A 26,605-nucleotide genomic window follows, 5' to 3' on the forward strand; every position below is an offset into this window, starting at 1 on the left:
AGGATCAGATCTCAGCTGATGAATAAAGCCTACCAGAGCCTTGAACGCCATTTTGCCCGTCTGTCCTCCCTGAATGATGCCATCGGCATTCTGTGCTGGGACAAGGAAGTGATCATGCCCCACGGCGCGGCAGAGCGCCGGGCGGAAAATCTGGCCATGCTGGAAGGACTACGGCACGAAATTCTCACATCCCCGGAAATGACGGACCTGCTGGCCACGGCAGACGCGGGGGATGATCTCTGGCGGCGTGCCAACCTTGCGGAAATGCGGCGCCTGCATACGCACGCCACCGCGCTGCCGGGGGATCTGGTGGAAGCCAGTGCACAGGCTACCGCCCGAAGCGAAATGGTATGGCGTGAAGCCCGCCAGAACAACGATTTCAAAACCTTTCTGCCCTACCAGCAGGAAGTGCTGAACCTCACGCAGCAGATTGCCAAAGCCAAAGGCGAAGCGCTGGGGCTTTCTCCGTATGATGCGCTGCTGGACTCGTTTGATCCCGGCACGCGCCAGACGGATATTGACCCGATTTTCAGCCGCCTGAGCACTGAACTGCCCGGCCTGATTGCCGCCGTGCTGGAAAAGCAGAACAGCCTCCCTGCCCCTACCCCGCTGCAAGGCCCGTTTCTGGTGCCACAGCAGGAAGCGCTGGGTCGCAAACTGATGCAGCAGCTTGGCTTTGATATGACGCGCGGCCGGCTGGACGTCAGCCTCCACCCCTTCTGCGGAGGGGCCACGCATGATGTACGTCTGACCACCCGCTATGAAGAAGCAGACTTCCTCCCCGCCATGATGGGCGTGCTGCATGAAACCGGCCACGCGCTGTATGACATGGGGCTGCCAGCAGACTGGCTCTCTCAGCCCGTCGGGCAGGCTGGCGGCATGACGCTGCATGAAAGCCAGTCTCTAACCATGGAAATGCAGGTTTGCCGCTCCCGCGCCTTTATGGAGTGGGTCACGCCGCTCCTGCGGACAGAATTCCACATCCCGGAGGGCACCCCCGGCTGGCAGGCGGACAATCTGCATCGTCTGGTAACGCATGTGGCCCCCGGCTTTATCCGCGTGGATGCGGATGAGGTGACCTACCCCGCCCATATTCTCGTCCGGTATGAACTGGAAACGGCCATGATCAACGGCGACCTCGCTCTCAAAGACCTGCCCGCCGCGTTTAATGACCGACTCCACGCCCTGCTCGGCCTGACGGTGCCCGATGACCGCCGCGGTTGTTTGCAGGACATCCACTGGCCGGAAGGGTTGTTCGGGTATTTCCCCTGCTATGCCTGGGGGGCGCTGGCAGCTGCCCAGATTCGTACAGCCGCCTTCCAGCAGGACAGACAGATTGCTCCGGCGCTGGCGCAGGGGAATTTTGCCCCACTGCTGAAATGGCTGCGCACCAACATCCACAGCCGCGCCAGGAGCGCCTCCATGCCCGACATTATTAAAGATGCCACCGACGCCCCTCTGGCGGCCGATGCCTGGCAGGCCCATATCCGCAGTCGTTATCTGGACCGCGCGCCAGACGCCTGAGACTTTCACACGTCCGCCTCTTCGCAGGGTTCTGACGGGCCATGCGAAGAATGCGGTTGTCGGGGTGGGGCAAAACGGGGGAGACTGGCCGCATGTTTTCGCCGCACACGCATAGCAAGGCTGCCAGAAATTTCATGATTATCAGACGCACCCGGCCTTTTTCGGGGTTCCGCCGCGCCCTCGCTTTGACAACTCTGACAGCAAGCCTTGCCGCTGCCCTGCCCACGCCCTCCGCATGGGCGGTGCATATGCCGAAAGTGCCAGAGCTTTCTGCCTCAGCCCTCACGCCCTTTACCCAGTCTGACAAACAGGTCTGGGATGCCGTAGTGCCGTTGCCCGATGGCCGGATGTTGTTTGAGGCCCCGGCATGGATCGGCAACCCCGGCCCGCAGCTTTCCGTCCGCAACCCGGATGGCAGCTTTGCCCCTTACCCCGATGCAGACTGGAACGCGACTGAAGGGGATGCCACAAAACGGATTGTGGCTGCTGCGGGCGTGACGCTTCTGCCGGATAGCACGCTATGGGTGCTGGATAGCGGCGTGCCCAACCGCAAGGCCCCGGCTATTGCTCAGCCCAAGCTGATCCATATCGACACACAGAAGAATACTGTGCTGGGCACCGTCGCAATTGAGAAAACAGCGCTCCACCCGGACAGCATTCTCTCCGGCATCGCTGTGCATGAGAACACGGCGTATGTGACGGATTCCGGCGTGGCCGGGGTGCTGGTGGTCGATATTCCCTCTGCCTCCACCCGCCGTTTTCTGGACCGTCACCCCTCTCTGACGGCCACGCGCCCCATTCAGATTCCGGGCGGCACGCTCAACTGGGGGGATGGTCGTGCCGCGGCCATTGATTCCAGCATGATCGCCGTCAGCCCGGATGGCCGCTGGATTGTCATGCAGGCCCCCGGCAACTACCTCTCCCGCGTGGAAACCAGCACCTTTTCCGACCCGGACATTACCCCGGCTGCCATGGAAGAAATTGTCACCCAATGGTATAAAACGCCCTCACTGGGCGGTATGACCATTGGCCCGGATGGCACGCTTTACTGGTCTGACGTCAGCACCAACAGCATCCTCAGCTACAGCACCGGCCGTATCCCGCGCAGGCTGATTACGGACCCGCGCCTGAACTTCCCCGGCACGCCGGGGCTGGATACGCACGGACACCTGTTTGTGCCCGCCATGCAGCTTGACCACACCGCCGCGTTCCAGAACGGTAAAGCGACTGTGACATGGCCTGTGACGGTCTATCAGCTCACGCTGCCTACCACCCCGCCTCCAACCTAAACATACGGATGCAGAAGGCTACTTCGCGCCGTCTCGCATTCAGGGTATAAGTCTGGCCATGCGCTATATCTCGACCCGGGGGAAGGCTCCCGCTCTCTCGTTCTCTGATGTCCTGCTGACAGGCCTTGCCGAAGATGGCGGCCTGTATCTGCCGGAAACATGGCCCAGCTTTTCACTCTCCGAGTGGCAAGCCATGCGGGGTCTGCCGTATCCGGAGCTTGCTGCCCGGATTATGCGGCCGTTTGTCGGGGAGGATATTGACCCCGGCACGCTGCGCAGCCTGTGCGAGAAAGCCTATGCCGGCTTTGACCACCCGGCCATTGTCCCGCTCACGCAGGTGGAAGATGGCCTGTTTGTGCAGGAACTGTTCCACGGCCCGACGCTGGCCTTCAAAGATATGGCCATGCAGCTGCTTGGCCAGCTGTTTGAGCATGTGCTGACCGAGCGCGACAGCCATGTAACCATTGTGGGGGCAACCTCTGGCGACACCGGGTCTGCCGCCATTGAAGCCTGCCGCGGGCGGGACCGCCTCTCCGTTGTCATTCTGCACCCCAAGGATCGCACGTCCGAAGTGCAGCGCCGCCAGATGACGACGGTGCTGGAAGCCAACGTGACCAATCTGGCCATTGAGGGCACGTTTGACGACTGTCAGGATCTGGTCAAAGCCCTGTTTGCAGATATGCCGTTCCGTAAGGACATGCATCTCTCCGCCGTCAATTCCATCAACTGGGCCCGCATCGCCGCGCAGATTCCTTACTACGTCTATGCCGCGCTCAACTTTGGCGCGCCGGAACAGGAAGTCTCCTTTGCGGTGCCGACGGGCAACTTCGGCAACATTCTGGCCGCATGGGCTGCGCGCAAAATGGGTCTGCCCATCCGCCATCTGTGCGTCGGTTCCAACCGTAACGATATTCTGACCCGCTTCCTGAACGCGAATGACATGACGATGAAGTCCGTCATGCCCAGCCTTTCGCCGTCCATGGATATTCAGGTCTCTTCCAACTTCGAGCGCCTGCTGTTTGAACTGCTGGGGCGTGATGCCGAGGCCTGCGCCCGCATCATGACCAGCTTCCGCGCGACCGGGCACATGGATGTGCCGGCGGAAGCGTGGGAGACGGCCCGCAGCCTCTTCTCCGGTCTGGCGCTGGACGATGCGGCGACGGAAGCGGAAATCAAAGGCCTGCATGACCGTTCCGGTTATCTGGCTGACCCGCACAGCGCCATTGGCATTGCCGCAGGCCGCCGCTTCCGGGAAGCCGGTGTGCCCATGGTCGCCATGGCAACGGCCCATCCGGCCAAATTCCCGGATGCCATGGTGGCAGCAACCGGCATTCGCCCGGCCCTGCCCGTGCATCTGGCAGACCTCTATTCGCGTGAAGAGCGCTACCGCACCGTTCCGGCCACGGCTGACGCCGTGAAAGATGCCGTGCGTGCGGCGGTACTTTCCAACGCCTGAGACGTTCTCACCTTCCTTCTCTTCAGGCCGCGCTTGCGGCCTTTCTTTTCAGGACAAGAATGACCGATCCGATCCAGCTGACCCGTCTGCCCTCGGGCCTGATTGTTGTGACAGAACGTATGGAGCGCGTCGAAACCGTGTCCTTCGGAGCCTATGTCTCCACCGGCACACGGGATGAAACCGCAGAAGAAAACGGTGTTTCTCACTTCCTTGAGCACATGGCCTTCAAAGGCACGGAGCGCCGCTCTGCCCTGCAGATTGCTGAGGAAATTGAAAATGTGGGCGGGCATATCAATGCCTACACCGCGCGGGAACAGACCGCTTATTACGTCAAGCTGCTGAAGGAAAATCTGGATCTGGGTATTGATATCATTGGCGATATCCTGACCCATTCCACGTTTGACCCGACGGAAATTGAACGCGAACGCGGCGTGATCCTGCAGGAAATCGGGCAGGCCAATGATACGCCGGATGATGTGGTGTTCGACCATTTTCAGGCCACAGCGTACCCGAACCAGCCCATGGGCCGCCCCACGCTCGGCACGGAAGACCTTATCCGCACCATGAGCCGTGAGACGCTGATGCGTTACATGAGCGCGCATTACACCACCGGCAACATGGTTGTGGCAGCGGCTGGCAATCTGCACCATGAGGACGTTGTGCGGCAGGTTGAACGGCACTTTGCCGACCTCGGCACCACCCCGCTCATCCCCGGCACGCCCTCCATTTATGGTGGCGGTGAATTCCGGCAGGAGAAGGATCTGGATCAGGCCCATGTGGTTCTGGGCTTCCCCTCTGTGGGGTATAATGACCCGGACTATTACGCGGCTCTGATGCTGTCCCTGCTGCTGGGCGGAGGCATGTCTTCCCGCCTGTTCCAGGAAATCCGGGAAAAGCGCGGTCTGGTTTATTCCGTTTATTCTTTCAACGCGCCGTTCCTCGATGGCGGTGTGTTCGGCATTTATGCCGGGACAGGCGAGAAAGAATGTGCGGAACTGGTGCCCGTCACGCTGGAAGAACTGAAAAAGGTTCAGAAAAGCGTCGGGAAAGACGAGCTGGCCCGCGCCTGTGCGCAGCTCAAGGCTTCCCTGCTGATGTCTCTGGAAAGCACCGGCAGCCGGTGTGAGCAGATTGCCCGCCAGCTCCAGCTGTTTGGTCGTCTGATCCCGGTGGCGGAAACAGTGGCACGCGTGGAAGCTGTCACGACGGATGATATCTGTCGCGTTGCAACCCGCATTTTCACCCAGAAGCCCACGCTGGCAGCACTGGGTCCTGTTAAACACGTCCTGTCTCTGGACACGATTACGGAGAACCTCGCGGCATGAGCGAACAAACCCTCGAAAAGATCTCTGATCTTGTCCGCCGCGCGCGCAACGCCGGAGCGGATGCCGCAGATGCGGTTTTTGTCTCCAGCACCGCACTGGGCGCGGGGGTTCGTAACGGTGTGACGGAAGAGCTGGAACGCTCGGAAACCACAGACCTTGGCCTGCGGGTGTTTGCAGGCCAGAAAACCGCCATTGTCTCCACAACCACGCTGGACCCGGCCCGTTTCGACGGGCTGATTGATCAGGCGCTGGCCATGGCCCGCATGCTGCCGGATGACAAATATGCCGGTCTGGCCCCACAGGCGCTGACTGGCACTCTCACCCAGAATGCGCTGGATCTGACGGATACCGCAGAGCCAGACGCCAACGCCCTTCTCGCCCGCGCCCGTGAGGGTGAAGAAGCCGCTCTGGCGATTGAGGGTGTGACCAACAGTGCAGGCAGCAGTGCCTCCTTTGGCCGCACAGAGGTCATTCTCGTCACCTCACAGGATTTTGCCGGCACCTATGCCCGCACCCGCCACTCCACCTCTGTCTGCGTTCTGGCGGGCAAAGGTGACCGTATGCAGCGCGATTATGACTATCACGGCACGGTCCATCTGGCGGATCTGGATGATGCCGCAACACTGGGCCGCAGCGCAGGCCGCAATGCCGTCGCACGTCTGAACCCCACCCGTCCGCGCACGGGCAAATATCCGGTTGTGTTTCACCCCCGCGTGGCGAACAGCTTTCTTGGACATCTGGTGGGAGCCATCAGCGGCTCTTCCATCGCGCGCGGCACGTCTTTTTTGAAGGACAAGCTCGGCCAGCAGATTTTTGCCAAAGAGATCACCATCACGGATGACCCGACGCGCCTGCGCGGCCTGCGCTCCCGCCCGTTTGATGGCGAGGCTGTGCAGGGCAAACCGCTGACGCTGGTTGAAAACGGCGTTCTGCAAAGCTGGATTCTGGATACCCGCAGCGCCCGCCACCTCGGCCTGACAAGCAATGGCCGTGCAGCACGTGGTGCTTCCAGCCAGCCCGCGCCCTCCCCCAGCAATCTGGCCTTCCAGCCCGGCAGCGTCACCCCTGCCGCTCTGATGGCGGACATCAAGGAAGGCGTGTTCATCACCGAGATGATGGGCTCGTCCATCAATGGCCTGACGGGCGATTACAGCCGTGGCGCATCCGGTTTCATGATCCGTGATGGTCAGATTGCCGAGGCCGCAGAAGAATTCACACTGGCAGGCAACCTGCTGGAAATTTTCGCGTCGATGACATTAGCGGACGATTTGCAGTTCCGTTTTGGGAGTGATGCCCCCACATTAAGAGTAGATGCCCTGAGCCTTGCCGGGGCCTAACATCGTCCGGAGAGACCAGACACCGTGAAAAAGCGTTTTCTTACGCCTGTTTTAACCGCTTTTCTGACCATCAGCATGCTTGGTGGCCCTCTGGCGCAGCATGCCGATGCCCGCCCCGGTCAGGGCAGTTCCATGGGCAGCCGTGGCAGCCGGACATGGAGCGCACCACCGTCCACCAACACCACGCCTTACGGCGCGGCTCCCATGGACCGCTCCATTACGCCGCGCTCCCCGGCTCCGGGCTATAATGGCTACCCCGGACAGAGTAATTACGGCGCACCGTTTAACCGGGGCATGGGCACGGCATCCCGCCACCCCTTCCTGACAGGCTTTGCCGGGGGCATGCTCGGGGCGGGACTGTTCGGCCTGCTGAGCGGGCACGGCTTTATGGGCGGTGTCCATGGTCTGTTCAGCTTTATCGGGCTGATGATCCAGATCGGGCTGATCGTCATGGTCGTGATGTGGCTGGTCCGTCGCTTTAGCGGCAATGGATCTTCCCGCGGAGGCAATTCCGGCTTCCCGCTGAATCAGGGTGGGTCCGGACCGGCTCCGTCCACCACACCCGCAGGCTTCCCGGCTAGCGGGAGTTCCTCTCTGGCTATTACCAGTGCGGATTATCAGGCCTTCCAGCAGACCCTGCTGGATATCCAGACAGCGTGGAACCAGCAGAACATTCCGGCGCTCCAGCAGATGGCCACGCCGGAAATGGTCTCCTACTTCAACCAGCAGCTTGCCACTCTGGCGAGCCAGGGTGCGCGCAATGTGGTGTCTGATGTGCACTTCATTCAGGGTGACCTGGCTGAATCCTGGCAGGAAGCTGGCATGGATTACGCCACAGTCGCCATGCGCTACAGCCTGATTGACCTGACAACCAATGCCACCGGGCAGGTGATTGAAGGCAGCTCGACAGAGCCTGTGACGGTTACAGAACTCTGGACCTTCACCCGGCCTTCCCGCGGGGGCCGCTGGTTGCTCTCCGCCATTCAGCAGGGGCGTGGCGCGTAACGCCTCGCCTTTTCCTCAGGCCTGCACGGCTCCCCCAAGAGCGTGCAGGCTTTTTTTTTAAGTATTTTATAGCAGGATTAAAGACATGCTGTTTCTGGAAATTGCCGTCGTGGCGCTGGCTGTCTCGGCCTCAGCTTTTGGCATCTTCCTGCACTTCTGGAGCAAGCGCAAAATTGCTGATCTGGAAGCTGATATCCTCAAGCTTCAGGAAAAAGGGGTGAACGTCCAGATGGATAGCCTGCTGCAAACAGCACGCACACCCGGGCAGAAAGAAGCCTGAGCGGGCAGGATAAGCCCCTGCCCAAACGTTATCTTTTAGAAGTGTGTAAACGTCAGGCCGTACATGACGCCGGCCAGCAGCACCATGAAGGCAAGCATGGCGCGGAGGCGCTCTTTCTGCCGACGCTGCTTTTCCGCAACTTCCTGCGGGTTCAGAACGCTTAGATTTTCCATCAGCCTATCCACCCCATCAGCATATGGTCGGCCAGCAGCCCGCAGAACAGCAGGAACAGGTAGGCCAGAGAAAAGCGGAACGACAGACGCGCCGCTTTATCGCCCTTCAGACTGATACCGGTCTCATCCTGCGGTTCGCGCAGCACACGCACTGCGCAGGCTATAAAGCCCAGCCCCAGTACCAGAGCCGTGCCCGTATAGAGCCAGCCGCACAGATGCAGGAAGGACGGCACCAGAGAAACCGCCAGCAGCACCAGCGTATAGACAAAGATGTTCCACCGTGTATGCCGCGCACCTTTGACAACCGGCAGCATCGGAATGCCCGCCCGGCCATAATCCTTGCAGGCATACAGGGAGAGCGACCAGAAGTGCGGCGGCGTCCAGAAGAACACAATGCCAAACATCACCACCGGCAGCACAGCCATGTGGCCCGTTGCTGCGGCCCAGCCGATCATGGGCGGGAAAGCCCCGGCAGCTCCGCCAATTACGATATTCTGTGGCGTGGAGCGCTTGAGCCACATCGTATAAATGACGGAATAGAAGAAAATCGAGAATGCCAGAATACCGGCGGCCAGCGCATTAGTAGCCATCCACATCAGGCAGACAGACAGGCAGGATAGTCCAACGCCATAGGCCAGTGCTTCCTGCGGCGGAATACGGCCACCCGGAATAGGCCGGGTAATGGTGCGCTGCATCACGGCATCAATATCGCGGTCATACCACATATTAATGGCCCCGGCGGCACCAGAAGCCAGACAGATACAGAGAATAGCCACGGCCGCTACAAACGGATTCAGGTGCCCCGGTGCCATAATCATCCCGGCAGCGCCCGTAAACACGACCAGTGAAATCACGCGCGGCTTGAGTAGCTGCACCCAGTCTTTAGCCGTCGTGCCAACCCGGTCCGCCTTGAAGCGAATGCGTCCCGCCGGAACGTCCGTTGCTACCGTATCGCTCATGACTGCACCGTTCCTTCAGAAGAGGCCCCAAGCACGGGCTGAGCAGAAGCCTCGCTGCCTTCCGGCACTTTCCGGTTCTGCATGAAGCTCAGGCCCATGGTCGCCACAAAGCACAGAAGCGATACGCCGAGCAGACCCCCGCTCCATATCTGCGCAGCGGCAGAGAGCGGCGAAAAGGACAAGCCGGTCGCGGCAGCCATCAGGACAAACTGTAAAACGGCCAGAGAACGAGGATACCAGTATCCACCATTTTCTCCGCGCCACAGATAGAGGCCACAGAAGGCGGCATACACAGCACCAAGCTGAAGCGCTGAATGCAGCCCATCACCCTGAATTAACTGCGCCACCCAACCTGTGGAGACAACCGCCAGAAAACCGAGCCCCCACAGCATGGGAACACGCAGGGAAAGACGGCTGCGCCATGTGCCTGCCATCCACAGGCCTGCCAGCAGGACAGACGCCAGAGTGGACGCAAAAAGCACAGCATTTTCAGGAGAAGTCAGTGTGCCGGGCTGCTCCACGCTGGCAGCCAGTCCGTGCGCGAAAACGCCGCGCGTCCAGATAATGACAGAGGCTGCCGCCGTCGCTGTCATGATGGCAATAACGGGTTTTTCAGAAAAACGGCTGGCGCGCGCGCCGGTCTCGAACACAAGACCAAAACCAGCAAGCAGCGTAACAAGGGTTACGGGCTCGGCAAAACCATCCAGAAGCGGCAGAATATCGGTCTGAGCGCCGGAGAGCAGCTGGTGCGTCATCACGGCGGCCAGAACCGGCACAGTCAGGAGCAGCACGGCAGAGGCCAGCATTTCACCCCAGACAAACGGAGAAAACGGCAGCTTCTGTTCTGTATCAGCACGGCTATCAAAAATGGTCGCCAGCACGGTCATGACGGCACAGAGCAGCCCAACGCACCAGAGCAGAATAGCCGGAGCCTGCGCCCCATTGACGACAGCCAGAACGCCGGACACGCCAACCAGCCCAAGGCCAGCACCGTTTAGTGCGGGCAAAACCATGCCTGCACGCCCCAAAGCACGCGGCAGCCAGAGATTACTGAAGCCGCATACCAGCGCTGGGATTACAACAAACAGAAGCATGAGCGGTGCATGGATATGTTCCAGAACAGGCCAGACGCCCTGGTCAGGCATCAGGCCCGCCTGACGCAGCACAGAAGCTCCGCCACCAAGCAGCCCCGCCACCGCAGCGACAAGCAGATATCCTGCTCCCACACCTGTACCCGATGCAGCCTGCTTGTTCATGCTTTTCTTCCCGTTCCGGCTTTTTGCCCGGCAAAGGCCATTTTCCGTAACCTGTACCTTATTCAGACCCCATAGCGCCATGCGCTCTGCGGACTCTGTAAAAAAGGCATAATAACGGTTTTTCGACAGACCGACGACCCGTTAAGTCCCGCGCCGCCGTCTGCCCTGCCTTGTTCAGAAAGAGAGACAAAAGCGGCGGGAGCAGGGAATTTTACGTCCGGTCGAGTGTCACAAGTGTAAACAGACCCAGCGGGGGCACCGGCTGAATCCGTGCACGGGCCAGGTCATCCGGCGGCAGCAGGGATTCCATAGCAAAATCCGGATGCCAGCCCAGAGAGCGGGACGCCCGCGCCATGCCACGTTCTACCGCACCACGAACACCATTGGGTGCCAGAAAGTGGTTTACGAAGAGAATATGACCACCGGGCCGCACAACACGCTTGAGTTCACACAGCAATTTGCGCGGATGCGGCACCACAGAAGCCACGAACATGGCCACAGCGATATCGAAAGAGGCATCAGCAAAGCTGGTCTCTTCCGCATCCATTTCCAGCAGACCTTCAACGTTGGTCAGATGCTCTCTCTGCACGCGTTCCCGCGCACGGGCGAGCATGTCACCAGACAGGTCAATACCAGTAATCTGCTTGTCCTGAGTGTAACAGGGCAAGGCAAGCCCCGTCCCCACGCCGACTTCCAGCACCCTGGTGCCCGAAAGCGCGTTGACAGCTTCAACCGCACGCCTGCGGCCCACGCCTGAAATACCGCCAAAGACAGTATCATAGCAGGCGGCCCACCGACGGTAAGCAACTTTTACAGCCTCTGCATCCAGCGCCGAGCGTGAAGGAGGAGGCACCGGATCTTCACCCTGACCGGGCGGGCATTCGTGGAGAACGTCACTCATGTTCTCTCTCTGCCCGCTTGCTGTAATTTCTTCAAGAGCCACAACGCATCTTCCCTGTATTAAATAACGCCCGCCATAAAAGCGCCCTTGTCTTCGGCCCCATTGTGCCCTTACCTTCCGCTCCGAAAGAACGGGTTGAAAAGAAAAACTGCCATGCTGAATCTGGTTATTGCCATCCTTGCGTTCATCATCTGGTCGTCCGTTGTCATTTACTACTTCAGGACGCCTCTGATGCACTGGTTTGACAACCGTTTTGGGAAAGACCCCGTCCTTCCCGATCTCGACAGTGAGGAAGAGCAGTCAGCATCTGCGGCGTCCGCGCCCCCTCCGGCCGATAAAGCGTCCTGAAATCAGGACGCCTTCCCCGCCAGCTTTGCTTCAATACAGTCCCAGATCAGCCCTGCTGCGTTAATCCCGTCAAAGCGTTCCAGTTCCTGAAGCCCCGTCGGGGATGTTACGTTGATTTCCGTCAGGTAATCCCCGATCACATCAATCCCGACAAAAATCAGGCCATGTTCTTTCAGGAACGGCCCGATCGCAGCACAGATTTCCTCATCCCGCGCCGTCAGCCCGACTTTGCGGGCCACACCGCCCACATGCATGTTCGAGCGATGATCTTCACCGGACGGCACCCGATTGATCGCCCCCACCGGCTTGCCATCCACCAGAATAATGCGCTTGTCACCGGCTTTCACGGCAGGCTCGTAACGCTGGATCATCAGCGGCTCGCGGGAGCGGGCAAAGTGCATTTCCAGCAGCGCGTTCAGATTCTGGTCATCCTCCCGAATACGGAAGATGCCGCTGCCACCGTTCCCGAAGAGCGGCTTGACGATAATATCGCGCCACTGACGACGGAACGCGCGGATTTCTTCCACATCCCATGTCACCAGCGTTGGCGGCATCAGGCCGGGGAAATGGGTGACCAGAAGCTTTTCCGGGGAATCCCGCACCCAGCGCGGGTCATTCACCACAAGTGCCTTGCCCGGACCAATGCCATGCACATGGTCCAGCAGATGCGTTGCCGTAATATAGGCCATGTCGAAAGGCGGGTCCTGACGCATCAGCACCACCTCCATCTCCCCCAGCGAGCGCCGGGTCACCGGGCCAAAGCTGGCATGCCGCCCCTGTTCACGCTGCACGGTCACGGGGCGAACAGCGGCACTCACGCGCGTTCTGACCGTCCCACCGGGTTCGGTCACGCCTTCACCCAGCGCCATGGAGCCGACTTCATACACAAACAGCGCATGCCCCCGAGCCTGCGCTTCCAGCATCATGGCGAATGTGGAATCACCATCAATATTGATGTGCTCCAGAGGATCCATCTGGACGGCCACATTCAGTGGAGATGACATACGCCCCCGCTTTCCTTTTTCATTACTCTTATACCACCGTAATCCTGTTCCGGCCCTCTGTCCAAACGGAGGAAGGATTCATCAGGACTGAACGCTCTCTTTTGAGACCTTTTTTCAAGGCAGCATGACGGCATCCAGACTATGCCCTGTGGCATCACACTGCATCCGCACATGAAAAACTGAATACGTATCAGCTACGGCCCCATGCCGCTGACGCACCTCCGGCTCCTCCTCACCCAGCACGATAAAGTGAGCCGCATCCGGCTGATCATGGCGTCTGTGGCTGCGAATCAGATACCCTTCCCCACATGCGGCACGCGGCAGATCAAACAGCGTCCAACGCGGCTCAACCGCCATCACCTTGCGGTCTTTGGGGGCGTAAAACGACAGTTCAGCCGCCAGACCATATTCATCCGCAATCAACACGGAAGACGCAGGCGTGCGAGCGGCAATAGTTTGCGAAAAATTCTGCCAGCCGCCCATCATCCGCAACGTCATGTCAAAATGCGGGGAAAGTCTCACAGGCGAGAAAACAGCCTGCACCACAATCACGCCGACCAGGGCCATACCCAGCAAGCTGGACGCCATCCATCCGCGCCAGACAGGCAGGACTGCCGCAACAGCAAGAGCCGGATACAGCACCACGGGCCAGTTAGCCTGCACGCGCGCACCAAATGCATGCTGCACAAACACAGCGGCTGGCAGCAGGATCATCAACAGCAAAAGGCGGGAAAAACTGTCTTTTTGTCGCCACAGCAGCCAGAAACCACCGAGAAAAAACACGAAGACACCCGGCGAGGCCAGCCCGACCTGACCGCCCAGCAATTCCCCAAAATAGGTTAATATTTTTGCCGGATGCCAGTCGCCCGTCCGGCCACCTTGCTTGAGAAAGCTCACCCAGCCATGCGTCGCATTCCACCAGATCACCGGCCCGGCACACAGCACGGCAACAGTACCGCCAGCCCACGGCCAGAGCGTTTTCAACCAGCTGCGCCCGGCGCGCGTCAGGAAGAGCCAGACCACAACCCCGAAAACAGGCAAGACAGCAGTATATTTACTTTCAAACCCTAGTCCGGCCGCCAGCCCGACCAGAAGCCAGCCAGCTCCCTGCCCGGCCAGACAGACACGCCCGAGGCTCCAGACAAGCAACGCCATAAAAAACAGGAGCGGCGTATCGGGCGTCATGATCAGTGTGCCGACACCCAGCGCCACTGTTCCGTTCAGCAGCAGGCCGGTTCGCACCATCCCCGCATCAGGCGTCAAGGACGCGCCAGACTGCGCCGTCGCTTCCCGTGCCCGCAGCCAGTCACGTGCGGTCAGAGCCAGAAAAACCGTACCAGCCAGTGCGGAAATCGGCCCCATGGCCCGCACACCCAAAGCGGTATCACCAAAAAGCGCCATCCCGGCCTGGATCCAGACGGCCACCAGCGGCGGATGGTCCAGATATCCTGCGGCAGGCGCTAAGGCCCAAATACGGTAATAGGCTTCATCAGGCGTAAGGGGCACCCATGCCGCCATAAGCAGACGGAAGAGCGTCAGCACTACAAGCGCGACGCCCCACATCCAGAGTCCGGCGCGTGGCGCGCGAAAGGTCACGGCCGCCAGATAATAGTGGCGGACATGGCGTAGTTCCACACAACCGCAATCAGAGCGCCGGCTACACTGGCCTCATTAAACTCGCGGTTCTGATTATAAACCATGTCCGCCACCCCGACGTTGGCCAGCGCACCAACAGAGCAAACCAGCATGAACAGCAGCAGCCCCCAGAGACAGCGCACGCCACGCAGGCGTCTGTCCCGGTAGGTGAAATTATTATCCAGCTGGAAATTGACGATCATGGCGACAACCGTGCCAATCCCCTGCGCCATGGAAAAATCGGCCCCCAGCGCCTTAACTGCCTGCATGACCAGCAGATTGGTGCCAATCCCGATCAGCCCGACAAGCGCAAACGCCACAAAACGCAGGGGCAACCAGCCACGACAAACTTTGTCCAGCAGCAAGGCGACAAACTGGAGCATAACCACCGCGTCCAGCTTGCTTTCACCGGCGAGCCGCTCCCGGAACCCGCATGCAATTTCCTGCACACGCAAAGGCTGAGGAGATGACAGCAACAGATCGACCAGAATTTTAAAACCCGTGCCAGACAGATGCGGTGCAATCCTCGCAAACGTGTCCTGCCGCAGGGCAAAAAACCCGCTCATCGGGTCACCCAGTCTAACGGGCAGGATCAACTGCGCGAGCTTAATGCCGCCATCAGACAAGGCATGCCGCCAGGCATTGGCCAGACCGGAATTATCACCGCCTTCAACATGACGGCTCCCCACAGCAACATCACACGCACCACTCTGCACGGCATTCACCAGTGCGCCGAGGCGGCTTTCATCATGCTGCATGTCGCCATCCATGACAGCGACAACCTGTGCGGAAGAAGACAAAGCACCCTCGATTACCGCAGAGGACAATCCGCGACGACCGATGCGGCACAGACCGCGCACGCGGGAATCCCTCTGCGCAATGGCGCGAACCGCGGCGGTTGTGCCATCCGGGGAATTGTCATCCACAAAAATGACTTCCCAGCGCCGCCCTGCCAGCGCGCGCTCCAGCGCAGCGACCAGCGGGCCGACATTCCCGACCTCATTATAGCAGGGAACAATAACGCTGATCTCGGGGCCAGCCTGCACGTCTGCGGTAATCACCGACGCCTCAGTCACGCGACACCGCCCTCGCTAAGCGGAAAAATCGGCACACCAGTACGGTCCAGACTGGTGCGGATTGTCTGCAACGTCTGCACACGGATCACATGAGGACCCTCCGTCAGACGGCGGGTCAGAGAATTTTCATGTGCTGCATCACGGGCGATCAGACGAACAAGGAAGTCTCCTCCCCCGCGAATCATGTGGCACTCGCGCACCTCCGGCCAGCGGGCCAGTTCTTCCTCAAATTCGGACAGAACAGCTTCTTTCTGACTATCCAGCCCGATCAGCGCAAAAAAGGTGATCGGCCAGCCCAGCGCCCCGGCATCCGGGTCTGCATGATAGCCATGGATCACGCCCAGCTCTTCCAGCCGCCGCACGCGCCGCAGGCAGGGCGGGGCAGAAATTCCAACGCGGCGGGCCAGCTCGACGTTGGTCATGCGCCCGTCTTCCTGAAGTTCCGCCACAATACGAAGGTCAACAGCGTCCAGTTCCGTCACCTTGCCTGATCCATTTCTCGCCGTAGCCTTTTTCAAAACAATCTGCGGTGTATATGCCACGCACACGCATACGCCGCAAACGGGTTCCGCTCTTGCTCTCCATGCATCCACCCGCCATATCGCAAGGCAAGAGAGTGCGTCTCAACGCATCATGGCTCCCAGCACGCAAAGGTCTGCCTTCCTCATGAGTGAAACCATCACCACCGATCTGCTTGTTATTGGCGCGGGCCCCGCAGGCTATACCGCCGCCATTTATGCCGCACGCGCCAATCTGGCCCCCGTGCTGGTAGCGGGTCTGCAGCCCGGCGGTCAGCTGACCATCACCACTGATGTCGAAAACTATCCCGGCTTTGCCGAAGCCGTCCAGGGCCCCTGGCTGATGGAACAGATGGCGGCACAGGCCCAGAATGTCGGCACGCGGATTGAATACGACATCATCACCTCCGCGAATTTCAAATCCGGCTCCCCCTTCCGCCTGATGGGTGATTCCGGCACGGAATATGTCGCAAAGTCCGTCATCATCGCCACCGGCGCTCAGGCCAAATGGCTCGGCCTGCCCAGCGAGAAAACCTTGCAGGGTGCCGGTGTTTCCGCCTGCGCGACGTGCGATGGCTTCTTTTATCGCGGTAAGAACGTGGTTGTGGTGGGCGGCGGCAATACTGCTGTGGAAGAAGCTCTGTATCTGACACATCACGCAGCCCACGTCACACTGGTGCATCGGCGTGACACGTTGCGCGCTGAGAAAATCCTGCAGGATCGTTTTTTCAAGAACCCGAAAACCTCCATCCTGTGGAACACGACAGTAGAAGACATTCTTGCCACCGGCACACCGCCGACCGTCAGTGCCATTCGTGTGCGCAACACGCTGGACAACACAACGCAGGACCTGCCGGCGGATGGCATCTTCATCGCCATTGGCCACGCGCCCACCACTGAGATTTTCAAGGGGCAGGTCACGCTGGATGCAGAGGGCTATATTGAGACAACCCCCGGCACCACCCGTACCTCCGTCCCCGGTGTGTTTGCTGCCGGTGATGTGCAGGACAAGATTTACCGTCAGGCCGTGACCGCCGCCGGCACAGGCTGCATGGCCGCTCTGGATGCTGAACGCTATCTGGCTGAACTGGGGGCTGAATAACAGGTCATCCCTTGACCCATCCCGGCAATTACTGCACGTAATGAAACTCGAAGCATGATAATTATGCTCTGATAACTTCATTCAATTTGCAGGAGGCGTGCGTGGACTGGGACAAACTCCGGGTATTCCATGCTGTGGCGGAAGCCGGTTCCTTTACCCACGCGGGAGATGTGCTTAACCTAAGCCAATCTGCTGTTTCACGGCAGATTTCCGCGCTGGAGGACGTCCTTCAGGTTCCTCTTTTTCATCGCCACGCCCGAGGACTGATCCTCACTGAACAGGGCGAGACGCTGCACAAGACGGTGCGCGAGGTCTTTTCAAAACTTGAAATGACCCAGACGCTTTTGACCGAAAGTAAGGAAAAAGCTGCAGGACGTCTGCGGGTTACGACAACCACAGGCTTTGGCAACTGCTGGCTTATGCCGCGGCTGCACAAGTTTATGGCTGCCAATCCAGACATTGATATCTGTCTTATTCTGGAAGACAGCGACCTTGATCTGGGGATGAGAGAAGCTGACGTTGCCGTGCGTATGCATGCGCCCCGGCAGCCTGACCTTATCCAGCGGCATCTGGCAGACTTCCATCTGCCGATTTTTGCTGCTCCGCTCTACATCGAAAAATACGGGATGCCGCGAAGCATTGAGGAAATCTCATCGCATCAGCTCGTGTTATTCGGAGAGCATCATCCGCCGGTTGCCCATATCAACTGGCTGGCTGAAAGCACACGGCACGGCACAACCAGACAGAATGCCCGTCTGGAAGTGAACAGCATGGCCGCCATGGCATCTGCCATTGCCGCCGGGCTTGGCATTGGGTCCATTCCGACCTATGCGGCCGCGCAGTTCCCTGATCTTATTCAGATTCTGCCTGACCTGACGACCCCGACAGTCGATGCCTATTTTGTCTATCCGGAAGAGCTGCGCAGCTCCAAACGCGTTGCAGTTTTCCGGGATTTCCTGATGAGCGAGCTCGGCATTCGCTGAACTCAGGCTTTTCAGACTCGGTTGCCTGCCGGCACGTGAGAACGAGTCGGGCGGATGACATAAAAAAAGCTCCCCTTTCCGGGAGCTTTTTTTATGTCTTTACTCGGTCTTTATTTATCAATTTCTATTATAACTGTCTTCCAGTCTTATAATGTCGTCTTCCCCCAGATAGGCCCCCGACTGAACTTCAATCAGCGTTAACGGAATTTTTCCGGGGTTTTCCAACCGGTGCACACAGCCCTGCGGCAGATAGACACTCTCATTTTCACGCACCAGCAACTCCTCGTCGCCCTTCGTGACCAGCGCCACGCCTTCGACAACAACCCAATGCTCTGCACGATGAAAATGCTTCTGGAGAGACAGCTTGCCGCCCGGATTGACCACAATCCGCTTCACCTGGAACCGCTCATTGCGGATCAGGCCTTCATAGAACCCCCAGGGGCGATAATTCCTCTGGTGCGCCGAGGCCTCTGAGCGTCCATCTTTCTTGAGGCGGTCCACCACTTTCTTGACGTCCTGCGCGCGGTCTTTATGGGTCACCAGCACCGCATCACTGGTCACCACAACAACCACATCATCCAGCCCGGTCACAGCCGTCAGCGGCCCCTCGGACCGCACGTAACAACCATGCGCATCTTCCGCTAAAACATCGCCCAGCAGCACGTTTCCTTCCGCCGTCTTCGGACTGATATCCCACAGCGCATCCCAGCTCCCGACATCCGACCACCCGAGATCTGCGGGGATCACGGCTGAAACCTGTGTATGCTCAGCTACAGCATAATCGATCGAAATATCCGGGGCCTGCGCAAATGCTTCTTTATCGAGCCGGATAAAATCAAGATCCGTCTTACGTTTTTCAAAAGCATCCTGAACGCTTTGCAAAACCTCCGGTGCGTAACGGCGCATTTCCTCCAGCAACACATCCGCCCGAAAGACAAACATGCCGGAATTCCAGAAGTAGTTACCGTCTTTTACGAAGTCTTCCGCAACGGCCTGCACAGGCTTTTCCCGGAAAGAACGGATTGTAAAAGCACCATCCACACCCGGCAGCGGGTCGCCTTTTTCAATATAGCCATATCCGGTTTCCGGGCGGGTCGGGGTCATCCCGAATGTCACCACCCGCCCCTGCTCCGCCGCCTGCACGGCTTTTTCCATCGCCTGCGTCAACGCGTCCGACTTCTTGATGTCAGCATCTGCCGCCATCATCCACAACACAGCGTCCGGATGTGTCTGCGCCACCAGCAGAGCCGCCGCCGTGATAGCCGGCGCGGAATTCCGCCCAACCGGCTCCAGCATAATGCGGGGGTCTGCCACCGAGACTTCCCGCAATTGCTCGGCAATCAAAAAACGGTGCTCTTCGTTACAAACAATAACAGGCGGCGCAAAACCCGCGACCTTCCCGCGCAGCACGGTTTCCTGAAGCATGCTGCGCTCACTCACGAGCGACCAGAGCTGTTTAGGGAAACTGGCACGAGACATGGGCCAGAGCCGACTCCCCGTTCCACCAGACAGCACAACCGGCACGATCATTTTGAACAGTCCTTATTCCGGGATCTTACAAATATTAAAGAGTTATAGCAGCCAATCGGCGCCTATTAAGAGGACTGTCTGCACGCAGCACAGTCGTTTTGGATAGTAGGCCAAACCGTAAAGTCAATTATGCCATTTGCAAATACCAGTGTCTCAAAAACAAACTCCGGCGATTACCCACCGTGGCTGCGCAGACAGAGCGAACAAGACAAATCATCCTTAAAATAGATTACCAAATGTTTATTTTACTTGCATACATCTCCTCTTTCACTCTCTCCCAGAGATGTTTTTCCTGACACATTCAATTTTATTCAATCACATTGCTATATTCTGTATTCACAAACAAGAACTGGAATAGTATGGGTGACTCATTCAGCCCAACAAATAAACGGAATTATCATGACAGAGAACCAGAGCTATCCCAACATTCTTGATCTGGCGGCAGAAATCGTTTCGGCACACGTTTCCAACAACCAGACCGATCCTGCTCTGATCCCCACCCTGATCCGTGATGTGTATCAGGCTCTGAAAACGGCTGATCAGCCGCAGAACGAACCGGAAAAACTGCAGCCTGCCGTTCCGGTCAAACGCTCTGTGTTCCCTGACTACATCGTCTGCCTGGAAGACGGTAAAAAACTGAAAATGCTCAAGCGCCACCTGCAGAGCGCCTATGGCATTACGCCGGAACAGTATCGTGAGCGTTGGGGCCTGCCGGCTGACTACCCCATGGTTGCTCCGAACTATGCAGAACGTCGCTCTACTCTGGCGCGTGAGATTGGTCTGGGCCGCAAAATCCATGCAACGCCGGAAGGTGAAGACGCTGGTGCACGTGGCCGCCGCGGCAAAAAAACGACAGCCTGATCTTTCAAAGTCTGACAGTATTCCTCTGGTTCGTGCTGTCAGACCATTTATGTATTGACGGATCACTCCGGCTTAGTGAATTTTGAAGTGCGCACCGGCCTTATGGCGGGTAGCGCACTTTTTTATTTGGCGTCCCTTTTTGTCACGCAGATCCGCTGGCCCCCTGATTGTCCGGCAGGTTGATATTCCAGAATTTGGAAGGTGGACCATGACCAAGTCTGAGCTTATTGCCGCACTCATGCAGAAACATCCGCATCTGCAGCTCAAGGACATCAATCTGATCGTCAATACTGTCTTCGACTCTATTTCCAGCAGTCTGGCAGACAATAATCGCGTAGAGCTACGGGGCTTCGGGGCTTTTTCCATCAAGGAACGAGACCCGCGCATTGGTCGCAATCCGAAAACAGGCGAGCAGGTTCAGGTCTCAAAAAAATACATCCCGTTCTTTAAAACAGGGAAAGACCTGCACGCCCGCATCAATAAAGCGCGTAAAGCCTGATATCCCTATCAGGCGCATTTTAGCGCCTGTCCTGATCTAAGGCGTCAGGTCAGACTATCCATAAACGTTTTCACGCGCCGCAGATCTTCTACAAAACGGGCATACTCCCGTTGCTTGTCGGCCTCACTGGGCAGGCGGAGCAAATAGGAAGGGTGAACTGTCACCAGTCCTTGGCTCCCTTCTCCTAACGGGAAAATGCGAGATCGCTCGCGAGAAATCGTGACCGGGCGATGCAGCAGACTTTGCGCGGCTGTCACCCCCATCATGACAATCAAGGCAGGCTGAATCAGCCGTCGTTCTGCATCCAGCCACATCTGGCAGGCCTGCACAGACTCCTGCTCCGGCTTTTGATGCAAGCGGCGACCATTCCGCCAGGTAAAGCGGAAATGTTTAACCGCATTGGTCACGTAGACCGTGTTGCGGCTCAGACCAGCTTCTTCCAGCGCCCGCTCCAGCACCTGACCGGCAGGCCCCACAAACGGACGCCCAGCCTGATCCTCCTGATCCCCCGGCTGCTCGCCCACCAGCATCACGCGTGCGGTAGGAGACCCTTCCCCAAATACTGTGCGAGAGGCCGGACGCCAGAGCGCGCAGGACCGGCAATCCATTGCCTCTGCGGCAAGAGCATCCAGCGATGTTGTAGTTTCGACTTCCGCACTGTCTGGCACCAGAACTGTACGGGGCCAGTCCTGCCACATCCCTTGCCCAGCCTGCTGCCAGCCTCCCTGCGGTTCAGCTGTAGCCTCAGCAGCAGCACCCGCGCCAAACCACAGGGCTCTGCCATCCCACTTCATACTCCGGTAGACAGTGCGGATTTCCCATGGCCGCGCATAGCGCGCCATACAATAAGCCGCGTTGCCTTCCACCACATAAGCGGTTGGCGTGGCTGACCAGACGGTCTGGGTGGAGTCTGCAAAAACACGGGAAAATTCGAGCCGGAACTGCTCCGTTTCGGCTTTAACGGCCTCCACAAGTGTCATCACACTGCGCACATCCGGGTCATCAAGCGCCGTTGTCAGATCCAGATGATCCTGCACGACGCGAAAAACCAGACGATAGAGCGCATCAAACCGCTCGGGCGACGACGCCTGAAGCCCCAGAAGAATCCACTCCACGAGCCGACGCGGCAGGTGAAGCACAGCATTAGGATCGGTTTGCTCGGCGGAGGCGACCTGAAAAACCTGCTGAGCCTCCTCAGCCGACTGCGCCACCCGCCAGGACAAGGCCTCAGGCGGCGTGCCTGCCAGAGCATAGTGCCGCGCAGCCTGTCGCCATGTTTTCAGATCAACCTGATGCGCCAGAACAATTTCTGTCACGGTTTTCCCCTCTTCCCTTTAGCGACAAAGCGCGATGCTTAAGGCTCGTCCTCAGAACGCAGAGGTGCCTGCCTCAACACCTCACGCACGACGTTTGCGCAAACGCTGCTGAAAGCGCGCCAGAATATCTGCAGCATTCATAATGCCGAACACGTGCAGCAGCGCACCATACAGAACGGCCCCAAGACCAACCATGCTGCCAAGCCACAGAATCCGGACACTCAACCCGGACGGGAACGCCAGAAGAGCCTGCGCCCCGAGCAACAGCCCTCCCATAAGAAGCGCCGCACAGGCCGTCTTGAACATTCTGAACTGCTCGATCCCGGAAACCTGCAACGCCTTACGCCGCATAAGCAGGATCGCCAGACACGCCACATTGGCGCAGGCGGCCAGACTACTGGCCAGCGGCGGCCCCATATGGGCCAGCGGCTTCATGAACAGCAGGTTCAGCAGAAAGTTCAGAACCAGAATGCCAATCCCGACATAAACGGGCGTGCGTGTGTCCCCACGAGCAAAGAAGGCCGGGGAGAAGACTTTCACCAGCACAAAAGCCGGAAGCCCGATGGCGTAGGCCCGCAGAGCCTGAGCAGACAGAAGCGCGTCATGCTCGGTAAAGGAGCCATGCCCGAACAGAACAATCATGATCGGGGCAGCCAGCGCCAGCAACCCGGCCACAGCGGGAAGCGTGAGGATCAGCACGTAACTCATGGCGCGATTCTGGGCGGAATGGGCGGCATCATGCTCGTCCGCAGCCAGATGGCGCGTCAGCACCGGCAGCAAGGTCGTCCCGGCCGCAGCGCCCAGAACACCGAGCGGCAGCTGATTGATACGATCCGCAAAATACATCAGCGAGACACTGCCTGAAGGCAGCAGGGTTCCGATGATCGTATCAACGGTGAGGTTGATCTGCCCCACGCCACTCCCTACCAGTCCCGGCACCATGCGGCGGACCAGCAGACGGATGCGAGGCGTCAAAGCAGGCCAGAGCGGCATCAGCCCAAACTGCGCCCGATGCGCCGCCCAAAGCAGCAAGCCAAGCTGTGCCACGCCCGAGGCCGTCACACCCCACGCCGCCGCATACGCCACATTCGGCAAAAACGGCGAGGCGAACAGGATGGCGGCAATCCCCACCACGTTGAACGCGAGATAGGCGGCTGCGGCCATACCAAAACGGTGCAACCCGTTGAGAACGCCCGCCACCAAAGCTGCTGCACAGATCAACACTAGATACGGAAAGGTAATACGGCTGAGGCTGACACCCAGCGCATAGCGTTCGCCCGTCTGCAAAAATCCGGGTGCAATCAGCCGCACCACCTGCGGCATGAAGATTTCCCCCAGCACGCACAGGAACAGCAGCCAGAGCAGCATGACGCCCAGCGCCCGCCGCGCAAATGTCCGGGCTTCTTCTTCCCCTTCCTTAGTCAGGACAGAAGAAAACAGCGGGACAAAGGCTGCGTTGAATGCTCCCTCGCCAAACAGCCGCCGAAACATGTTCGGCAACCGGAACGCCACCTGATAGGCATCCTGCAAAGCACCTGCGCCCATGAAGGCCGCCAGAAGCTGATCCCGCACCAGACCAAGGATACGGCTGAGCATGGTCCAGCCGCCAACAGTAAGAAAATTTTTGAGCATGACAGACTGCTTATACGGGCAGCCTTCCCTTTAGAGATAGGGGGATAAGCTTTCAAAGCTCAAATAAAAGCCGCCCCTGTGCAGAGCCCCGCCTCCTCTATATTTTGCTCGACCGAAAGCGTGGGAACGCGCAAACTTGTCAATAATGATATTTTTTACTGGGTAAGAGGAGAGACGCCCCATATGCCAGACACCACAAGCCAGCCCACAGGTTCCGGGCATCCACGCTGTATTCTGGTCAAACCGAGCCAGCGCTCCAGAAAAGGGCAGGAAACAGCGCGTAACGTTCTGGCATTTTTTATCTTCGCCGTTGCTCTTTACACGATCCATGGATTTTTGCCGGCGCTGGTATGGGGCGGGGTGTTCGCCATTGCCACATGGCCGCTCTATACGCGCGCTCAGGCAGCCTGGCCTAAAGCCGCCAATGGGACCATTTTGCCGCTTCTCTTTACGGCAGCCATGGCGCTGATTTTTGTGATTCCGCTGATGCTCATCACGCTGGAAGCCGTCGGCGAAGCCCAGAGTGCGCTCAGCTGGCTGGAACATGCCCGGCAAAACGGTGTGCCAGTGCCTGACGCCCTTGGCCGCCTGCCTTTTGGCAGCCAGACCCTTACGCACTGGTGGCAGGCCCACCTGTCTAACCCGGAAGACGTTTCCAACCTGACGGGGGCGCTGGACAGCAAGGGCATGGCGATTACCAAGGCGCTTGGGTCGCAGATTGCACATCGCGGCACGCTGTTCTGCTTCTCCATCATCACCCTGTTTTTTCTTTATAAAGACGGCACCTCTGTCATCCGCCAGTGTCGCATTGCCTCTCGCCGGGCCTTTGGCAAACGCGGAGAAACCATTGCCCGCCAGATTGTCGCCTCTGTCCACGGCACAGTGCTGGGGCTGGTGCTGGTTGGTATTGGTGAAGGGCTGCTGATGGGCATTGTCTATACCATTGCCGGGGCACCGCACCCTGCCCTGTTCGGTGTCATCACGGCCGTCGCCGCTATGATCCCCTTCTGCGCCATGATTGCCGTGGGCCTTGTGTCATTACTGATCCTTATGAAGGGCGCGTCCCTCGCTGGCATCGTGACGTTCTGCATCGGTGCTGTGGTGATTTTTGTGGCTGACCACTTTATCCGCCCGGTTCTTATTGGCGGCAGCACGCAGCTCCCCTTCCTGTGGGTTCTGCTGGGTATTCTGGGTGGTGCGGAAACATGGGGCCTGCTGGGCCTGTTTGTTGGCCCTGCGGCCATGGCGGCTCTCAATCTGCTGTGGCGCCGCTGGACTGCGGGCAACAACGCTGTAGAGGCCTGAACAGCAAAAAGGGTGTTCAAGTTCTGAACACCCACTCAACCGCTCTGAAATTTTTCAGAAAACCAAATAAACAAATATCGGGCAGGCGGGATTCGAACCCACGACCCCCAGTCCCCCAGACTGATGCGCTACCAGACTGCGCTACTGCCCGTCCATTTGGTGAAAGGGTGTTTAGCAGGCCCCTTCACAACGCACAAGCCACCTTGCGGTTTTTTTCACGCCGTGAGGCGATTACGGAATGCTTCCAGCTCCACCAGAATATCAGCCAGATCATTTTTCAGCTGCCCATTCTGCTTTTCCAGCCGACGCATCAATTCACCAGACACAGCGTCCGCCGCCGGTGCTGAAGGTGCAGGTGCAGGTGCAGGTGCAGCTTCAACAGCATTTTCAGGCTCTACAGCAACCTCGTGAGGCGGCTCCTCCGCATTTTGCGGCTCCTGAAGCTCTGAAGGCTGCGTAACAGCCGGACTTTCAGCCCACCCTTCATGCTCTTCCGGATTCGTAACTGAAACTGGCTCAGAGACGGGAGGAGTGCCTGCGTCCGAAGCCACAGACTCCGATGATCCCTGCGTCCCTTCAGACAAAGCAGCCGTCGGTTCTGGGACAATCGATTCAGGCACAGCTTCTGTTATTGCAGGACTCTGCTGAACCGCTTCGGCGTCCCCTTCACGCAGGAGACGCTGCACACCTTTCACGGTGTAGCCTTTGGCATACAGAAGATCGGAAATATGGCGGAGCAGTTCGACATCTGCCGGACGATAATACCGGCGACCACCGCCTCTTTTCAGCGGGCGGACCTGCTCGAAACGCGTTTCCCAGAATCGCAACACGTGCTGAGGGACATGCAACTCATCAGCCACTTCACTGATGGTGCGAAACGCGAGCGGCCCTTTTTCGGTACGGGCCAGCGCACCATTTTCCTCGTCCGGCAAGCCGGAAGGATCTGTGATGGAAGAAGGATGGTCGGTGTCACTCATCGTCATACGCCTCGCCACCCTCAAGCGGCTCGTGATTAATGGCTGCACGCAGCAGCTGACTCGGGCGGAAAACTAGCACGGAACGCGGAAGAATCGGGACTTCCTCACCCGTTTTCGGGTTGCGTCCGCAGCGCTGGCCTTTTTGCCTTACGGAAAAAGTCCCAAAACCACTGATCTTGACGCTTTCACCGCGTTCAAGCGCAAGCATGACTGTTTCCAGAATATCTTCCAGAAGCACAGCCGATTCTTTACGGGACAGCCCAACCTGCTGATAAATCTGCTCGACCAGAGAGGCACGCGTGACAGTTTCCATA

At 58.6% G+C, this 26,605-nt stretch carries 26 protein-coding genes and 1 tRNA gene; 13 read left to right on the top strand and 14 right to left on the bottom strand.

Annotation, left to right across the window (positions count from 1 at the left end; genetic code table 11):
- The first annotated feature begins 18 nt into the window (after positions 1-18).
- From ACHQGU_RS10200 to ACHQGU_RS10230, 7 genes are all read left to right on the top strand, one after another.
- Positions 19-1,524, top strand: a complete 1,506-nt coding sequence (locus ACHQGU_RS10200) for a carboxypeptidase M32 (RefSeq protein WP_395494958.1) — start codon at positions 19-21, stop codon at positions 1,522-1,524.
- A 134-nt stretch (positions 1,525-1,658) separates the two neighbouring features.
- Positions 1,659-2,813, top strand: coding sequence for an L-dopachrome tautomerase-related protein (locus ACHQGU_RS10205; protein WP_395494959.1), 1,155 nt, complete (start codon positions 1,659-1,661; stop codon positions 2,811-2,813).
- Between the two features lie 58 nt (positions 2,814-2,871).
- On the top strand, positions 2,872-4,269 hold the full coding sequence (gene thrC, locus ACHQGU_RS10210; RefSeq protein WP_215753870.1) for a threonine synthase: 1,398 nt from the start codon (positions 2,872-2,874) through the stop codon (positions 4,267-4,269).
- Between the two features lie 59 nt (positions 4,270-4,328).
- Complete coding sequence (locus tag ACHQGU_RS10215; RefSeq protein WP_395494960.1) at positions 4,329-5,594, top strand: M16 family metallopeptidase; 1,266 nt, start codon at positions 4,329-4,331, stop codon at positions 5,592-5,594.
- Positions 5,591-6,931: a TldD/PmbA family protein gene (locus ACHQGU_RS10220; protein WP_395494961.1), complete on the top strand. Its 1,341-nt coding sequence runs from the start codon at positions 5,591-5,593 to the stop codon at positions 6,929-6,931. The genes ACHQGU_RS10215 and ACHQGU_RS10220 overlap by 4 nt, the downstream gene beginning before the upstream one ends.
- Positions 6,932-6,955: 24 nt before the next feature.
- Entirely contained in the window at positions 6,956-7,936 is a 981-nt protein-coding gene (locus ACHQGU_RS10225; protein WP_395494962.1) for a Tim44 domain-containing protein, read from the top strand.
- Positions 7,937-8,021: 85 nt separating this feature from the next.
- Positions 8,022-8,216: a hypothetical protein gene (locus ACHQGU_RS10230; RefSeq protein ID WP_395494963.1), complete on the top strand. Its 195-nt coding sequence runs from the start codon at positions 8,022-8,024 to the stop codon at positions 8,214-8,216.
- Positions 8,217-8,251: 35 nt separating this feature from the next.
- On the opposite strand, the gene ACHQGU_RS10235 is transcribed toward ACHQGU_RS10230, so the two are convergent.
- From ACHQGU_RS10235 to ACHQGU_RS10250, 4 genes are all read right to left on the bottom strand, one after another.
- Positions 8,252-8,389 (bottom strand): hypothetical protein, encoded by a 138-nt coding sequence (locus tag ACHQGU_RS10235; protein WP_395494964.1) that lies wholly within the window; start codon positions 8,387-8,389, stop codon positions 8,252-8,254.
- Positions 8,389-9,348: a heme o synthase gene (locus ACHQGU_RS10240; protein ID WP_253554597.1), complete on the bottom strand. Its 960-nt coding sequence runs from the start codon at positions 9,346-9,348 to the stop codon at positions 8,389-8,391. The genes ACHQGU_RS10235 and ACHQGU_RS10240 overlap by 1 nt, the downstream gene beginning before the upstream one ends.
- On the bottom strand, positions 9,345-10,604 hold the full coding sequence (locus ACHQGU_RS10245; RefSeq protein ID WP_395494965.1) for a cbb3-type cytochrome c oxidase subunit I: 1,260 nt from the start codon (positions 10,602-10,604) through the stop codon (positions 9,345-9,347). The genes ACHQGU_RS10240 and ACHQGU_RS10245 overlap by 4 nt, the downstream gene beginning before the upstream one ends.
- Before the next feature lie 211 nt (positions 10,605-10,815).
- Positions 10,816-11,505 (bottom strand): class I SAM-dependent methyltransferase, encoded by a 690-nt coding sequence (locus ACHQGU_RS10250; protein ID WP_062274104.1) that lies wholly within the window; start codon positions 11,503-11,505, stop codon positions 10,816-10,818.
- 153 nt (positions 11,506-11,658) lie between these two features.
- On the opposite strand from ACHQGU_RS10250, the gene ACHQGU_RS10255 reads away from it, so the two are divergent.
- A complete protein-coding gene (locus ACHQGU_RS10255) occupies positions 11,659-11,853 on the top strand; it encodes a hypothetical protein (protein ID WP_395494966.1) in 195 nt (64 codons plus the stop codon).
- Between the two features lie 2 nt (positions 11,854-11,855).
- On the opposite strand, the gene gshB is transcribed toward ACHQGU_RS10255, so the two are convergent.
- From gshB to ACHQGU_RS10275, 4 genes are all read right to left on the bottom strand, one after another.
- Entirely contained in the window at positions 11,856-12,857 is a 1,002-nt protein-coding gene (gene gshB / locus ACHQGU_RS10260; protein WP_395494967.1) for a glutathione synthase, read from the bottom strand.
- A gap of 114 nt (positions 12,858-12,971) precedes the next feature.
- Positions 12,972-14,492 carry a glycosyltransferase family 39 protein gene (locus tag ACHQGU_RS10265; protein WP_395494968.1) on the bottom strand — a complete coding sequence of 507 codons (1,521 nt, stop codon included), beginning with the start codon at positions 14,490-14,492 and terminating at the stop codon, positions 12,972-12,974.
- Positions 14,450-15,568, bottom strand: a complete 1,119-nt coding sequence (locus ACHQGU_RS10270) for a glycosyltransferase (RefSeq protein ID WP_395494969.1) — start codon at positions 15,566-15,568, stop codon at positions 14,450-14,452. Before ACHQGU_RS10270 ends, ACHQGU_RS10265 begins: the two co-directional genes overlap by 43 nt.
- Complete coding sequence (locus ACHQGU_RS10275; protein WP_197464004.1) at positions 15,565-16,050, bottom strand: Lrp/AsnC family transcriptional regulator; 486 nt, start codon at positions 16,048-16,050, stop codon at positions 15,565-15,567. The genes ACHQGU_RS10270 and ACHQGU_RS10275 overlap by 4 nt, the downstream gene beginning before the upstream one ends.
- 184 nt (positions 16,051-16,234) lie before the next feature.
- Between ACHQGU_RS10275 and trxB the strand changes: the two genes are divergently transcribed.
- Positions 16,235-17,188 carry a thioredoxin-disulfide reductase gene (gene trxB / locus ACHQGU_RS10280; RefSeq protein WP_395494970.1) on the top strand — a complete coding sequence of 318 codons (954 nt, stop codon included), beginning with the start codon at positions 16,235-16,237 and terminating at the stop codon, positions 17,186-17,188.
- Between the two features lie 101 nt (positions 17,189-17,289).
- Positions 17,290-18,171, top strand: a complete 882-nt coding sequence (locus tag ACHQGU_RS10285; protein ID WP_062274098.1) for a LysR family transcriptional regulator — start codon at positions 17,290-17,292, stop codon at positions 18,169-18,171.
- Positions 18,172-18,288: 117 nt separating this feature from the next.
- Here the strand turns inward: ACHQGU_RS10285 and ACHQGU_RS10290 are convergent, their stop codons facing one another.
- A complete protein-coding gene (locus ACHQGU_RS10290; protein WP_395494971.1) occupies positions 18,289-19,701 on the bottom strand; it encodes a mannose-1-phosphate guanylyltransferase/mannose-6-phosphate isomerase in 1,413 nt (470 codons plus the stop codon).
- A gap of 399 nt (positions 19,702-20,100) precedes the next feature.
- Between ACHQGU_RS10290 and ACHQGU_RS10295 the strand changes: the two genes are divergently transcribed.
- Positions 20,101-20,562 (top strand): MucR family transcriptional regulator, encoded by a 462-nt coding sequence (locus ACHQGU_RS10295; protein ID WP_062141941.1) that lies wholly within the window; start codon positions 20,101-20,103, stop codon positions 20,560-20,562.
- A gap of 208 nt (positions 20,563-20,770) precedes the next feature.
- Entirely contained in the window at positions 20,771-21,061 is a 291-nt protein-coding gene (locus tag ACHQGU_RS10300) for an integration host factor subunit beta (protein WP_043550604.1), read from the top strand.
- A 44-nt stretch (positions 21,062-21,105) separates the two neighbouring features.
- Here the strand turns inward: ACHQGU_RS10300 and ACHQGU_RS10305 are convergent, their stop codons facing one another.
- Complete coding sequence (locus ACHQGU_RS10305) at positions 21,106-22,377, bottom strand: UdgX family uracil-DNA binding protein (protein ID WP_395494972.1); 1,272 nt, start codon at positions 22,375-22,377, stop codon at positions 21,106-21,108.
- A gap of 81 nt (positions 22,378-22,458) precedes the next feature.
- Positions 22,459-24,009, bottom strand: coding sequence for a murein biosynthesis integral membrane protein MurJ (murJ, locus tag ACHQGU_RS10310; RefSeq protein WP_395494973.1), 1,551 nt, complete (start codon positions 24,007-24,009; stop codon positions 22,459-22,461).
- A 183-nt stretch (positions 24,010-24,192) separates the two neighbouring features.
- Here murJ and ACHQGU_RS10315 point away from each other — a divergent pair, with 183 nt between their 5' ends.
- Positions 24,193-25,314 (top strand): AI-2E family transporter, encoded by a 1,122-nt coding sequence (locus ACHQGU_RS10315; protein ID WP_062141938.1) that lies wholly within the window; start codon positions 24,193-24,195, stop codon positions 25,312-25,314.
- A gap of 77 nt (positions 25,315-25,391) precedes the next feature.
- Here the strand turns inward: ACHQGU_RS10315 and ACHQGU_RS10320 are convergent.
- From ACHQGU_RS10320 to ACHQGU_RS10330, 3 genes are all read right to left on the bottom strand, one after another.
- Positions 25,392-25,465, bottom strand: a tRNA-Pro gene (locus ACHQGU_RS10320).
- Positions 25,466-25,529: 64 nt separating this feature from the next.
- Positions 25,530-26,297 carry a MerR family transcriptional regulator gene (locus ACHQGU_RS10325; protein WP_395494974.1) on the bottom strand — a complete coding sequence of 256 codons (768 nt, stop codon included), beginning with the start codon at positions 26,295-26,297 and terminating at the stop codon, positions 25,530-25,532.
- The gene (locus ACHQGU_RS10330) at positions 26,284-26,604 is read right to left on the bottom strand and encodes an integration host factor subunit alpha (protein ID WP_025825889.1); all 321 of its coding nucleotides are present in this window, start codon (positions 26,602-26,604) and stop codon (positions 26,284-26,286) included. Before ACHQGU_RS10330 ends, ACHQGU_RS10325 begins: the two co-directional genes overlap by 14 nt.
- Position 26,605 lies beyond the last annotated feature (1 nt).

This window comes from Acetobacter sp. KSO5, assembly GCF_044094635.1.
Taxonomy (GTDB): Bacteria; Pseudomonadota; Alphaproteobacteria; order Acetobacterales; family Acetobacteraceae; genus Acetobacter; species Acetobacter cerevisiae.

What these genes read in the sequence shown, in the direction of transcription:
- ACHQGU_RS10230 (WP_395494963.1), top strand. Translation starts at nt 8,022, where the DNA reads ATGCTGTTTCTGGAAATTGCCGTCGTGGCGCTGGCTGTCTCGGCCTCA.
- gshB (WP_395494967.1), bottom strand. Translation starts at nt 12,857, where the DNA reads ATGTCATCTCCACTGAATGTGGCCGTCCAGATGGATCCTCTGGAGCAC.
- ACHQGU_RS10315 (WP_062141938.1), top strand. Translation starts at nt 24,193, where the DNA reads ATGCCAGACACCACAAGCCAGCCCACAGGTTCCGGGCATCCACGCTGT.
- ACHQGU_RS10290 (WP_395494971.1), bottom strand. Translation starts at nt 19,701, where the DNA reads ATGATCGTGCCGGTTGTGCTGTCTGGTGGAACGGGGAGTCGGCTCTGG.
- ACHQGU_RS10235 (WP_395494964.1), bottom strand. Translation starts at nt 8,389, where the DNA reads ATGGAAAATCTAAGCGTTCTGAACCCGCAGGAAGTTGCGGAAAAGCAG.
- ACHQGU_RS10200 (WP_395494958.1), top strand. Translation starts at nt 19, where the DNA reads ATGAATAAAGCCTACCAGAGCCTTGAACGCCATTTTGCCCGTCTGTCC.
- ACHQGU_RS10250 (WP_062274104.1), bottom strand. Translation starts at nt 11,505, where the DNA reads ATGAGTGACGTTCTCCACGAATGCCCGCCCGGTCAGGGTGAAGATCCG.
- ACHQGU_RS10205 (WP_395494959.1), top strand. Translation starts at nt 1,659, where the DNA reads ATGATTATCAGACGCACCCGGCCTTTTTCGGGGTTCCGCCGCGCCCTC.
- ACHQGU_RS10325 (WP_395494974.1), bottom strand. Translation starts at nt 26,297, where the DNA reads ATGACGATGAGTGACACCGACCATCCTTCTTCCATCACAGATCCTTCC.
- ACHQGU_RS10240 (WP_253554597.1), bottom strand. Translation starts at nt 9,348, where the DNA reads ATGAGCGATACGGTAGCAACGGACGTTCCGGCGGGACGCATTCGCTTC.
- trxB (WP_395494970.1), top strand. Translation starts at nt 16,235, where the DNA reads ATGAGTGAAACCATCACCACCGATCTGCTTGTTATTGGCGCGGGCCCC.
- ACHQGU_RS10215 (WP_395494960.1), top strand. Translation starts at nt 4,329, where the DNA reads ATGACCGATCCGATCCAGCTGACCCGTCTGCCCTCGGGCCTGATTGTT.
- ACHQGU_RS10295 (WP_062141941.1), top strand. Translation starts at nt 20,101, where the DNA reads ATGACAGAGAACCAGAGCTATCCCAACATTCTTGATCTGGCGGCAGAA.
- ACHQGU_RS10220 (WP_395494961.1), top strand. Translation starts at nt 5,591, where the DNA reads ATGAGCGAACAAACCCTCGAAAAGATCTCTGATCTTGTCCGCCGCGCG.
- ACHQGU_RS10245 (WP_395494965.1), bottom strand. Translation starts at nt 10,604, where the DNA reads ATGAACAAGCAGGCTGCATCGGGTACAGGTGTGGGAGCAGGATATCTG.
- ACHQGU_RS10255 (WP_395494966.1), top strand. Translation starts at nt 11,659, where the DNA reads ATGCTGAATCTGGTTATTGCCATCCTTGCGTTCATCATCTGGTCGTCC.
- ACHQGU_RS10330 (WP_025825889.1), bottom strand. Translation starts at nt 26,604, where the DNA reads ATGGAAACTGTCACGCGTGCCTCTCTGGTCGAGCAGATTTATCAGCAG.
- ACHQGU_RS10300 (WP_043550604.1), top strand. Translation starts at nt 20,771, where the DNA reads ATGACCAAGTCTGAGCTTATTGCCGCACTCATGCAGAAACATCCGCAT.
- thrC (WP_215753870.1), top strand. Translation starts at nt 2,872, where the DNA reads ATGCGCTATATCTCGACCCGGGGGAAGGCTCCCGCTCTCTCGTTCTCT.
- murJ (WP_395494973.1), bottom strand. Translation starts at nt 24,009, where the DNA reads ATGCTCAAAAATTTTCTTACTGTTGGCGGCTGGACCATGCTCAGCCGT.